Here is a 12,260-nt window from a genome sequence, read left to right on the forward strand (position 1 = left end):
CCCGCGCAAGCGGCGGAGACGACGCCTTGAGCGCGCCGCGGCGCGCCGCGCGCGCGCTGGCGGGTGCGCTCGCGCTGCTCCTGCTCGTCGCGTTCCGCCTCGCCCACGCGAAAGGAGGCGACGTCGCGACGCCGCCCGCAGCGGCGCCGGCCGCTCCCGAAATCAGCCTGCTGACGATCGGCCCCGGCGAGATCTTCTTCGAACGCTTCGGCCACAATGCGATCGTCGTGCGCGATCCGGCGAACGGCAGCGCGATCGCCTACAACTACGGCATCTTCGACTTCGCGCAGCAGGACTTCCTGCTCAACTTCGCGCGCGGCCGCATGCGCTATCGCATGGCGCTCGACGACCTCGCCGACGATCTCGAGATGTACCGCGACGAGCACCGCGAGATCGTCGAGCAGCGCCTAGCGCTGACGCCGGAACAGGCGCGCACGCTGGTCGACTTCCTCGAATGGAACGCGCGGCCCGAGAACGCGCAGTACCGCTACGACTATTTCGAGGCGAACTGCTCGACGCGCGTGCGCGATGCGCTCGACCACGCGCTCGGCGGCGCGCTGCACGCGCAGAGCGAAGGCCGTTCGCGCGGCTACACGTATCGCCTCGACGCGCTGCGCCTGATGGCGCCCGAGCCGTGGCTGATGCTGCTCATCGACCTCGGCCTCGGCCCCTATGCGGACCAGCGCATCGACTACTGGCAGGAAAGCTTCGTGCCGGCGACGCTCGCCGACGTGGTCGCCGGCGCGAGCAACGGCGGTGCCCTCGCCGCACCCGCGGTCACGCTTGCACGCGGCGAGATCGAGCCCTCGCCGATCCTGCCGCCCGACCTGCGCTGGCCGTTCCTCGGCCTCGGCATCGCGCTCGGCGCGGGCCTCTACCTGCTCGGCGGTTCGGCGCGCGCGTCGCGCCGCGTGCCGCTCGCGACGTTCGCGCTGCTGTTCGAGCTGTTCTGCGGCATCGGCGGCCTGCTGCTGCTGTTCCTCTGGTTCGGCACCGAGCATCGCTCGGCGTGGCGCAACGAGAATTTGCTGCTGCTCAACCCGCTCTGCCTCGCGCTGCTGCCCGCATGGTTCGGCATCGCGCGCGGCCGCCTGCGCGAGCGACCGCGAGCACGCGCGATCGCCTGGCTCGTCGTCGTCGGCGCCGCGCTCGCGCTGTTCTCGAAGATCCTGCCGACGTTCGCGCAGGCGAACCTGCACTGGATCGTCTTGTTCCTGCCGATCCATCTCGCGCTCGCGCTGCGCCTGCGCAGGGCGTGACGCCGCATCGATGCCGGCGCGTGGCCGGCATCGATGCGAACGCGCTGCGTCAGGGCTGCGACTCGAAGCCGTCGGCGAAGATCACGTCGGATCCGTCGTCGACGTCGTGGATGCTCACCGAGTCGAGCGCCATGTACATGCCGAACTGGCCGCCCGCGGCGACCACCCACGACGCTTTCTCGAAGAACGCCGGGCCGAACGTGCGGTTGATCCGGCCTAGGTCGTCGGAATCGAACATGTCGCCGCCCGGATTGAACAGCTCGAACTCCATCGACTGGCCCGCGGTCGTCGTCGGCGTGTCGAACAGGTGGATGCCGTCGGACAGCGGATAGTCGTTGGCGATCCACACGTTCGGGCCGGACGGCGTCGCGACGAGCGTGTCGCTCGCCGTGCCCGCGACGAGCGAGAACGTCTCGAGCTCGACCGGATACGACGTCGCCTCGCCCGGCTCCACTTCGAAGCCGTCCGGCGAGATGCGGAACGTCATCGTCACCGGCGTGCCGACCGGCACACCCGCGAACGGGCCGTCCGGCAGGTCGTTCCAGTCCACCGTGCCGTGCGCTTCGAGCAGCGCCTCGCGCGGCGTGTCGTCGTGCAGGTCGATCACGAACGAGTTCAACGCGTTGTTCGGATCGATGCCCCAGCCGCCGATCACGAGGCCGTCCGCCGACACCGCGGTCGCGGTCATCAGCGACCAGCCCGCCGGAATCGCCACGCCGCGTGCGCTCGCGTAGTCGTCGAGCCGCACCATGCCCGTCGCCGGCGTCCACACCGTCGCGAAGAACATCGGGAACGCGCCACTGCGCCCGACGATGACGTTGCCGTCGTCGCTGACGCCGAACGCGTACGACGCCGGCGGGAAACCCTGCGGCGCAGCGTCGCCGACGCGCGCGCTCGCGCGCTCCGGATGCCGCGCAACGAGCGCCGTGCGCTCGATCGACGCCGGCGCGGCGACCGCGCTGCGCCCCGGCGCGAGCGACGGCACGCCGAGCGGCTGCACGCCGGCCGCCGCGGTCCAGCGCCAGGCGGAACTGCCGTCGGGCGTCGCGAGTCCGCTGCCGACGATGACACTGCCGTCGCGGCTGCCGCCGTCGGCTTCGCCGACCGGGTTGCTTTGCGCGTCGACGAGGTCGGTCGGCACGCCGTCGTGCCAGACGACCGCGCTGCGGAAGCCATCGTCCTGGTCGTTCCAGCCCCACGCCACGCTGCCGTCGGCGCTGATGCCGTTCGCGCGCGAGTAGTTGTCGGGACGATTCACGTCCAGGCGCGCGATACCGTTGCCTGCGTCCCAGCGGAACGCGATCGCGTTGCCGCTGTCGTCGTAGGCGAGGCCGACCGCGACCTTCGTGTCCGACACGCCGTAGCCGACGCTGAGCGTGCCGTCGAGGCCGGTCGCGCCGGGCAGGCCGCCGATCTCGACCGGTCCGCCGACGAGATCACTGTTGCTGTAGGCGAGCGCGGCGACGTCGAGCGTGGCCGCGTTGGTCCAGGCGCCGGCGACCGGCTGCGCCCACGCGCTCATGCCTTCGACCTCGACGAAGCCGGTCAGCACGGACGGGCCGCGGTCCTTCGCCCAGCGCCAGCCGCTTTCGCCGGCGATGCCGGCGGCAATGCGGCCGTTGTGCGAGAGGCTCGTCATCTGCCCGTTGGCGATGCCGAGGTCGGTGAAGCGGGCCGCGTGCGCCCGGCCGGCGAGCAGGGCGAAAGCGATGGCGGCGTACAGCGATGTGCGCATGGATGACCCCAGGAGTGCGATGTGCGGTGCGGGCCTAAGGAGCCCGCCCGGCCCGGATGCGGGCACTCCGATTGTCGGCAGCAGCGGCGCGAAGGCATTCGCGCTCCATTCGCGTTCCGCTCATGCCGCGTCAAGTGCTTGATCGATCGACCTTCGCCCGCGGCGCATCGGCATCGCGTGATTGCCGCGGCGGCGTCGCGCGCGGCATCATGGGGCATGGACCTCTCGATCAGCCCGCTGCCGACCGACCCGACCTGCAAGGATCCGATGGTCGTCAACTGCGTCGCCTACGCCGCCGACGGGCGGCGCCTGCGCGACATCACGGTCGAGGAAATCAGCGACGTGCTCGAGACGCCGGACGAATGGGTCTGGGTCGGCGTGCGCGAGCCGAGCGAGGACCTGCTCGACAAGCTGCGCGAGGAATTCGGCCTGCACGAACTCGCGGTCGAGGACGCGCACAACGCGCACCAGCGCCCGAAGATCGAGGTGTACGGCGACTCGCTGTTCATCGTCGCGCACACGGCGCAGGTCGTCGGCGGCAAGATCGCGTTCGGCGAGACGCACATCTTCATGGGCAAACGCTACATCGTGACCGTGCGCCACGGCGCCTCGCTCAGCTACGCGACCGCGCGGCGCGGCTGCGAGCAGTCGCAGGAGATGCTCGCGCTCGGGCCGAGCTATTCGCTCTATGCCGTGCTCGACTTCATCGTCGACAACTTCTTCCCGATCGTGCGCGAGTTCCGCGAGGAGCTGCAGGAACTCGAGGACGAGGTGTTCGAGGAAACCTTCAAGCGCGAGACGATCCGCCGCCTGTACGTGCTGAAGAAGGAACTGGTCACCCTGCGCCTCGCGATCGCGCCGCTGCAGGACATCCTGAACCAGCTGATCCGCCAGTACCCTGGCCTCATCCGCGACGAGGTGCGGCCGTACTTCCGCGACGTCTACGACCATGCCGCGCGCATCAACGAGTCGACCGACACGATGCGCGAGATGCTCACCGCCGCGCTCAGCGTCAACCTCGCGCTCGTCACCGTCGCGCAGGGCGAAGTGGTCAAGCGCCTCGCCGGATGGGCCGCGCTGCTCGCCGCGCCGACCCTGCTCGCGAGCTGGTACGGCATGAACTTCCACCACATGCCCGAACTCGACCAGCCGTGGGCCTACCCGGCGATGATCACGGTCACGCTCGGCATCTGCGGCGTGCTGTACTGGCTGCTGCGCAAGGCGCACTGGCTGTAGGGCTTGCGTACGTTGCGCGTCGGACGAAGAAAAGATTGAAACACGGAGCACACGGAGCACACAGAGGAAAAGCTCGTTCTCTTCTTCAGCTTTTCTCCGTGTGCTCCGTGTGCTCCGTGTTTCAGGCTCTTCGCCTTCCTCCGGCCGACGCGGAACAGCAGGAATCCATCGTGTTTCCGCTCCATGGCGTCGAGACAAGAATGGATCCCCGCTCTCGCGGGAATGACGAGGTTTGCAAGCCCCGGCTCGCTTCGAACGCCTCGAAGTGCCTCGCCCTTTCCTCGAAAGCATCCCTCGCTTTGCGCTTCCTCCGTGTGCTCCGTGTGCTCCGTGTTTCAGGCTTTTCTCTCCTTCAGGCAAACGCAGAACCCGACACACGCCGCCATTCGACCAAAGGCGTAGGTACGCGACCTTGACCGACCGCGACCCGCGGAACACGCTTGCACGCTACGAGCGCATCCTCGAGGGGTCGTCATGAACGCAATGGCTGGCAAGCTGGGCTGGGCCGTACTCGCGCTGGTCGGCGCGTTCTGCCTCGGCACGATCGCGCTGCATCGCGGCGAATCGATCAACGCGATCTGGCTCGTCGCGGCCGCGGCAGCGATCTTCCTCACCGCGCAGCGCTTCTACGGACGCTTCATCGCCGACCGCGCGCTCGCGCTGGACGCGACGCGCGCGACGCCCGCGGTGCGCCGCAACGACGGCCTCGACTACGTGCCGACCGACCGCTGGATCGTGTTCGGCCACCACTTCGCCGCGATCGCCGGCGCCGGCCCGCTGGTGGGCCCCGTGCTCGCCGCGCAGATGGGCTACCTGCCCGGCACCTTGTGGATCCTCGTCGGCGTCGTGCTCGCGGGCGCGGTGCAGGACTTCATGATCCTCGGGCTCTCGATCCGCCGCGACGGCCGCTCGCTCGGCGAGATGGTGCGCGCCGAGATGGGCCCGACCGCCGGCGTCATCGCGATGATCGGCGTGCTCATGATCATGTTCATCATCCTCGCCGTGCTCGCGCTCGTCGTCGTCAAGGCGCTCGCGATCAGCCCGTGGGGCACGTTCACCGTCGCGATGACGATCCCGATCGCGCTGCTGATGGGCCTGTACCTGCGCTTCCTGCGCCCGGGCCGCGTGCTCGAGGTGTCGGTGATCGGCCTCGTGCTGCTGCTCGTCTCGATCTGGCTCGGCGGCATCGTCGCGCAGGATCCGGCGTGGGCGAAGGCGTTCACGTTCGACGGCAAGGCGCTCGCCTGGATGCTCATCGCCTATGGCTTTTGCGCCGCGGCGATCCCGGTCTGGCTGCTGCTCGCGCCGCGCGACTACCTCAGCACGTTCCTCAAGATCGGCACGATCCTGCTGCTCGCGGTCGGCATCGTGTTCGCGATGCCGGAACTGAAGATGCCGGCGTTGACCAAGTTCGTCGACGGCACCGGCCCGGTGTTCGCGGGCTCGCTGTTCCCGTTCCTGTTCATCACGATCGCCTGCGGCGCAGTGTCCGGCTGGCATTCGCTGATCTCCTCGGGCACCACGCCCAAGCTCATCGCGAGCGAAGCCGATGCGCCGCTGGTCGGTTACGGCGCGATGCTCATGGAAGCGTTCGTCGCGGTGATGGCATTGATCGCCGCGTGCGTGCTGCAGCCGGGCGTCTACTTCGCGATGAACGCACCGGCCGCGCTGATCGGCACGACCGTCGACAGCGCCGCGCAGGCGATCACCCAGCTCGGCTTCGTCGTCACGCCCGACCTGCTCGCGCAGACCGCGAAGGACATCGGCGAGACGAGCATCCTGTCGCGCGCCGGCGGCGCGCCGACGCTCGCGGTCGGCATGGCGCAGATCCTCCACGGCCTCGTCCCCGGCGAAGGCATGATGGCGTTCTGGTACCACTACGCGATCCTGTTCGAGGCGCTGTTCATCCTCACCACCGTCGACGCCGGCACGCGCGTGGGCCGCTTCATGATCCAGGAACTCGCCGGCCTCGCCGTGCCGGCGCTGCACAAGACCGAATCGTGGATAGGCAACCTCGTCGCCACCGCGCTGTGCGTCGCCTGCTGGGGCTACTTCCTCTACCAGGGCGTGGTCGATCCGCTCGGCGGCATCAACACCTTGTGGCCGCTGTTCGGCATCGCCAACCAGATGCTCGCCGCGATCGCGCTGATCTTCGCCTGCGTGTGCCTGGTCAAGCTCAAGCGCGAGAAGTACCTGTGGATCCCGCTGCTGCCGACCGTCTGGCTCGTCGTCTGCACCGTCACCGCGGGCTGGCAGAAGGCCTTCGGCGCGGACCCGAAGATCAGCTTCACCGCGCACGCGGCGAAGTTCCAGGCCTCGCTCGACGCCAACCAGGTGCTCGCCCCCGCCAAGACGCTCGACGACATGCACCGCATCGTCTTCAACGACTACGTCGACGCGACGCTCGCCGCCGCGTTCACGACGCTCGTCGTCGTGATGATCGTGTTCGGCGTGCGTGCCGCGCTCGCCGCGCGGCGCGTGCCGACGCCGACGGCGCAGGAGACGCCAAGGGTGGCGCTCGCCGGTACCTGAGGCGATGATGACGATCACCCCGACGCCCGTAGAGGAGGTTCCATGACGGCGCTCCTTCCGACGTGGCCGCGCGTGCGCGGCGGCGTCGTTGCCCTTGCGATGTGCGTCGCGGCGCCCATGGGTGGCTGCGCCGATCCGGCCCAGGTCCGCACCGAACAACGCGCCGACGACCAGCAGCGCTGCAGCGACTACGGCTACGCTCCCGGCACCGACGCGTTCGCCGACTGCATGATGCATCGGTCCGATCGCCGCGAAGCGCGGGAGCAGCGCGACAACGACCGTCTCGAACGCCTTCGCCAGCAGGCGCTCGACCGCTCGGGCGACGAGCGCTTTCCGCTCTGTTCGGCAGCGAATATGGACGCCCACCTCGATACGGTCGGCAACTTCTGGTACGCCGAGGGGTGTCGCGCGCGGTAGGATGAACAGAGGGGACGGGGAATTTTTCAATAGCCCGTCCGCCATTCGTTCTCGCGTGGTCGATTGAATTCGCCAGCCGCCACGCCCCGCGTCGTGGCGGTGCTGCTCAGCCCGTCGAGAGGCCGTCAACGCATCGCGTCGTGCGCCGCCGTGATCCAAGACCGTCCGTCCGCGAGCACCGCGCCGGGAGCACGCGTCACCGCGAAGCACCTTCGTTGATCAAAAAACCATCAATGGAATACGTTCGACCTGACCGATAGCAGGTTTTCGGGATTCGACGTCAGGCTTTTCCTGCTTCGTGTCAGCGAAATCCTGCTTCGCCTCAGGTCCGCGGCCTTTTCGATCAGGTCGGCAGGATTCCGCAGGGCGACCGCACGCGCTTCGTGTCAGGAAAAACCTGCAACCGGTCAGGTTCGCGGGATTGCGTGTCGGCGGAAAGCGGCTTCGGGTCGGCTCCGCGGCCTTGTCGGTCAGGGCGCCGGGAATCCATGTGGCTGACGCGCTGTTCCGTTGCAGGAAGAACCGGTCGACGACCCGATGCCCGGGATTCCCGGATGGTGCGAAGCGCCTTCATGTCAGGTCGGTGAGCGTTGCGAATGGCGTATCGCGGCGATTGCCGGCGCATCCGGGATTTCGCTCGCCTGTAGGAGCCCACCTGTGGGCGACCGGCACCCCGCAACGCCACGCATGATCCGGAAATGGCGGTCGCGCACAGGGTGCGCTCCTACGGTCGGGCGCCACTGCCTCGCGTCGACACCACGATCCGCGTTGTAGGAGCCCACCCTGTGGGCGACCGGCACCTCGCAACGCCACGCATGATCCGGAAATGGCGGTCGCGCACAGGGTGCGCTCCTACGGCCGGGAGCCATTACCTCGCGTCAACACCACGATCCGCGTTGTAGGAGCCCACCCTGTGGGCGACCGGCGCGCCACAACGCCACGCATGATCCGAATAGGGCGGTCGCGCACAGGGTACGCTCCTACGGTGGAGCGCGTACGGTAGAGCGCGACGGCATCGAGCGCCGTCAGCAGCAGCGCCCACCACCGCCGCGATAGCGCGCCTGCTGCCGCTCGTTGAAGAACTCCGCGTAACTCGGGATCGGGCGCTCGGGATGGTGCTCGCGCAGGTGCGCGACGTAGGTGTCGTAGTCGGGCACGCCGATGATGCGCCGGGCCAGCCGGACTAGGTTCCGCCAGATCGCACGCCCGTCCATCGGAAAAACCCTCGTTGCACCGAACTGTGATCGTCTGCCCGGAATCGGCCGGGCGCAAGTCGCCTTTCGTCCAACGGGTGCCGCCGAGCGGTCCATCCGGCCGCCGGACGGCGCCCGGCGCGGCCGGTTTCTCGTGCAGGATCACATTATTCGGGCCGTGCCTCCGGATAATGACGGCCGAACGCGCCCCCTGAAGCGCCGCTCACCGAAGTCCCGCAGACCATGAAACCCCGCAAGCACCTCGTCGTGGCCGGTGCCGCCGCCGCCGACGTGTCGGAAATCGGCACCTTCATCCGCGTGGTCCAGGCGCAGCTCGACCATGCCTGGGGTTTCGCCAAGGACGACGACGACATCGACTTCGTGCTCGCCGACCTCGCCGATTTCGGCGGCCGCTGCGCGCGCGTGCGCGCGCTCGACGAAGGCAAGCACTTCGCGGTGATCACCAATGCGGGTGACGACGCGCTCGGCGCCGACCTCGTCCTGCACCGCCCGTTCAGCGCGAAGGCGATCGTCGGCCTGCTCAACCACGTCGGCCGCGCCGCGCCGCCGGAGCCGCGCCGCCTGATCGACTTCAGCGCGATCGAGCGGCGCATCGTGCCGCAGACGCGCAAGACCAAGCGACAGGACGAAGAAGCGAAGGCCGAACCCGAATCGACGCGCGCGTCGTTCATCGACGTGCAGCGCGAGCGCCGCACGACCGACCTCGACGCGCTGGTCCAGCGCGGCGCGGTGCTCGTGCAGCGCCACGGCATCCCGCCGCTGCTGATCGACCCGGTCACCGACACGTTCCACACGAGCGCGCGCCTGGTCGAGCTCGAGCCGTACTTCCTCGAGCCGCTCGGCGGCCATGAGCGCAAGCGCGTCGGCGGCGCGCAGCTGGCCGAGCTGCGCAAGCAGTATCCGGGCCGGCCGCTCGTGCGGCTGCGCTGGCTGCACGCGTTCCTGCGCTCGAACGGCTGGCTCGCCGCGCACCTCGACCCGAGCGCGGGCTACAAGCTCAAGCGCTGGCTGCCGCTCGACAACGACTACCGCAAGCAGCACCGCATCGCGCTCACCCTCATGCGCGAGGCGCCGCTGCACGAGATCGCCAAGGCGGCGAAGGCGAAGATGGCCGACGTGTTCGACGTCGTGAACGCGTACGACGCGCTCGGCCTCATCGAGACGCGCCGCCTCGGCCACTGGGACCCGAGCCCGGAAGTGGTCGGCAAGCGCAAGCGCTCGACCAAGAAGACGCAACGCCTGCTCGCCGCGACCGTGTTCACGCGCTGACGTCGCCGCGCCCGCGGCGACCGCTCCGAAAGCTGCTACCGTGCACGGTCGCATCCTGCGACCCGGAGCCTCCATGCACGTCCCCTTCGCGCAGCCGCTGCCGATCGCGCTCGCCGCGGGTATCCTGCCGCCCGCTCCGTCGTGCGCGCCATCGCCTCGCTGACGACCTGCCGCTCCGCCTTCGACGATGTCCGGTCGCCTCCACCGTTTCGGCGGTTTCTCGCTCAACACGCGCACGCGCGAGCTGCGCCGCGGCGACGTGCCGGTCGCGCTGTCGCCGCGCGCGTTCGACTGCCTCGCCTACCTGATCGAGCAGCGCGGGCGCGCGGTCGGCAAGGACGAACTCATCGAGGCGATCTGGGGCCGGCCGAACGTGTCGGACACGCAACTCGGCCAGACCGTGCTGCGCGCACGCCGCGCGATCGGCGACGACGCGCAGGCGCAGTCGTTCATCCGCACGGTCGCGCGCCACGGCTACCACTGGGTCGCCGAGGTCGAGACCGTCGATCCCGACGAGGCATCCGCGGCGAACGCCGCGGCAGCCACGGCAGCGATCCCGCCCACATCCGCGCCGTCGCCCGCACCGGCAGTGCCGTCGCAGGCAGTCGCCAGCGAACCGACGCACCGCGTGCGCACGACGACGCGCGCGCTCGTCGCCCTGCTCGCCATCGCGCTGCTCGGCGGCGGCTTCGCCTGGATCGCTTCACGGCACGCAGGCGACACCGCGCTGCGTCGCGTCGCGCCGGCGAGCGCGATCGTGCTGCCGTTGCGCGTCGACGGCGATCCCGCCGACGGCTGGCTGCGCCTCGGTGGCATGGATTTCCTCGCGCAGCGCCTGCGCGAGGGCGGGCTCGTCGTGCCGCCGAGCGAGAGCGTGGTCGCCTTGCTGCAGCCGGCCGGCGCCGCCGACGACGCCGCGATGCGCGCGCTGCGCGATGCGGCACCGACCGCCTTGCTCGTGCGCGGCCGCGTGGCGCCGCACGACCATCGCTGGCGCGTCGACCTGCACGCGAGCGGCGCCGACGGCGCCGCGGTCGAGGTCGAGGCCGAGCAGGCCGATGCGCTCGCCGCGACGCGCGACGCCGCGGACCGGCTGCTCGGCCGCCTCGGTCGCGCACAGGCACCTGCGGATGTGCTCGACGGCAACGTGCAGGAACGCCTGCAGCGCGCGCAGGCGTCGATGCTCGCCAACGATCTCGCCGCCGCGCGCGCGATCCTCGTCGGCGACCCGCAGCTCGCGCGTGCCGAGCCGCAGCTCGGCTACCGGCTCGCGCAGGTCGACTTCCGCGCGGGCGAGTACCGCCGCGCCGAGGCGTCGCTCGACGCACTGCTCGCCGAAGCCGGCGATGGCGACCCGCTATTCCGCGCGCAACTGCTCAACGGCCGCGGCGCCGTGCACATCCGCCTCGACGACTACGCCGCGGCCGAACGCGACTACGACGCCGCGGTCGCGCTGCTGCATGACGGCCGCCATCCACGCGAGCTCGGCCTCGCGCTGACCGGCCGCGGCGTCACCCACTCGATGCGCCACGACGCCGCGCCTGCGCTCGCCGATTTCGGCGATGCGCGCGTGCAGCTCGAGGCGGCCGGCGACTCGCTCGCGGTCGCGCGCGTGGACAGCAACCTCGGCGGCCTGGAAATGAATCGCGACCGGCCCGACCAGGCGCTCGCCTACCTCGAACGCGCGGCGGCCGAGTTCGAGCGCTACGGCGCGATCAACGAACTCATGGAGACGCTCGAAAGCCTCGTCTCCGACCATCTCGCGCTGCTGCAACCGCTCGCCGCGCTCGCCGCGAGTGATCGCAGCTGGCTGCTCGCGCCGCGCGTGACCGACCCGAACCAGCGCCTCGACCTCACGCTCGACCGCGTCGACGCGTTCCTCGCGCTCGGCCGCCTGCGCGAGGCCGGTACGCTGCTGCGTTCGCTGCCGGACGAGGTCGCCGACGCGAACCCGTTCCTCGCCCGCCGCCTGCCCGCGCTGCGCGCACGCCTGGCGCTCGCCGAAGGGCGCGACGCGGACGCCGCCGACGCCGCGCGGCGCGCGCTCGGCCATCGCCCGCCCGGCGACGACGAGGGTGAAGGCGTCGCCGAGATCGCGCTCGTGTTGCAGCGCGCGGTGCTCGCGACGCCGCCGCGCCCCGCGGACCCGCCCTCCGCGGCGTGGGTGCCGCACCGGGCGGTCGCGGCATGGCCGGTGCAGGCCGTGCACGAGGCCGAGTGGGCGGATGCGCAGGGTGCCGCCGACGAAGCCTCGCGCCGCTACGTCGAGGCACGCGACCTCGCCGAACGGCGCGGCGTGCCGGCCGACATCGCGCTGGTCGCGGCGTCCTACGGCGACTGGCTGCTGCGCCACGGCCGCTTGCACGAGGCAGGCACGGTGATCGGCCGCGTGTCGGCCTGGGCGGACCGCGACTTCGATTGCGCCCTGCTCCAGCTGCGCCTGTTCGACGCGCTGCAGCAGGGTGACGCGCGCGCCAAGGCACTGCAGGCCGCGACCGCGCTCGCCGGCGAGCGCACGATCCCTGCATCGCTGCGCGAACCGGGCCGATGACGCGCGCGCTGATGCGCGAGGAAACAACGTGGAATCGTTGTGGAAAG

Annotated in this window: 8 protein-coding genes; 6 read left to right on the forward strand and 2 right to left on the reverse strand. The window is 70.3% G+C overall.

The genetic code is table 11. The features are described from left to right. Nucleotides 1-26: 26 nt before the first annotated feature. Complete coding sequence (locus FHW12_RS12035) at nucleotides 27-1,259, forward strand: DUF4105 domain-containing protein (RefSeq protein ID WP_259393018.1); 1,233 nt, start codon at nucleotides 27-29, stop codon at nucleotides 1,257-1,259. A 49-nt stretch (nucleotides 1,260-1,308) separates the two neighbouring features. Here the strand turns inward: FHW12_RS12035 and FHW12_RS12040 are convergent, their stop codons facing one another. Next, the gene (locus FHW12_RS12040; RefSeq protein ID WP_182531263.1) at nucleotides 1,309-2,994 is read right to left on the reverse strand and encodes a hypothetical protein; all 1,686 of its coding nucleotides are present in this window, start codon (nucleotides 2,992-2,994) and stop codon (nucleotides 1,309-1,311) included. Nucleotides 2,995-3,210: 216 nt separating this feature from the next. Between FHW12_RS12040 and corA the strand changes: the two genes are divergently transcribed. From corA to FHW12_RS12055, 3 genes are all read left to right on the forward strand, one after another. Beyond that, entirely contained in the window at nucleotides 3,211-4,230 is a 1,020-nt protein-coding gene (gene corA, locus FHW12_RS12045) for a magnesium/cobalt transporter CorA (RefSeq protein WP_259393019.1), read from the forward strand. Nucleotides 4,231-4,713: 483 nt separating this feature from the next. Then, nucleotides 4,714-6,762: a carbon starvation CstA family protein gene (locus tag FHW12_RS12050; RefSeq protein ID WP_220484443.1), complete on the forward strand. Its 2,049-nt coding sequence runs from the start codon at nucleotides 4,714-4,716 to the stop codon at nucleotides 6,760-6,762. 72 nt (nucleotides 6,763-6,834) lie between these two features. Next, nucleotides 6,835-7,179 (forward strand): hypothetical protein, encoded by a 345-nt coding sequence (locus FHW12_RS12055; protein WP_182531265.1) that lies wholly within the window; start codon nucleotides 6,835-6,837, stop codon nucleotides 7,177-7,179. A 1,025-nt stretch (nucleotides 7,180-8,204) separates the two neighbouring features. On the opposite strand, the gene FHW12_RS12060 is transcribed toward FHW12_RS12055, so the two are convergent. After that, nucleotides 8,205-8,393, reverse strand: coding sequence for a YbdD/YjiX family protein (locus FHW12_RS12060; RefSeq protein WP_182531266.1), 189 nt, complete (start codon nucleotides 8,391-8,393; stop codon nucleotides 8,205-8,207). 222 nt (nucleotides 8,394-8,615) lie between these two features. On the opposite strand from FHW12_RS12060, the gene FHW12_RS12065 reads away from it, so the two are divergent. After that, entirely contained in the window at nucleotides 8,616-9,662 is a 1,047-nt protein-coding gene (locus FHW12_RS12065; RefSeq protein WP_182531267.1) for a hypothetical protein, read from the forward strand. Nucleotides 9,663-9,849: 187 nt separating this feature from the next. After that, entirely contained in the window at nucleotides 9,850-12,213 is a 2,364-nt protein-coding gene (locus FHW12_RS12070) for a winged helix-turn-helix domain-containing protein (RefSeq protein ID WP_182531268.1), read from the forward strand. Nucleotides 12,214-12,260 lie beyond the last annotated feature (47 nt).

Origin of the sequence: Dokdonella fugitiva, assembly GCF_014138265.1 — a bacterium.
In the GTDB taxonomy this organism is placed as follows: Bacteria; Pseudomonadota; Gammaproteobacteria; order Xanthomonadales; family Rhodanobacteraceae; genus Dokdonella_A; species Dokdonella_A fugitiva_A.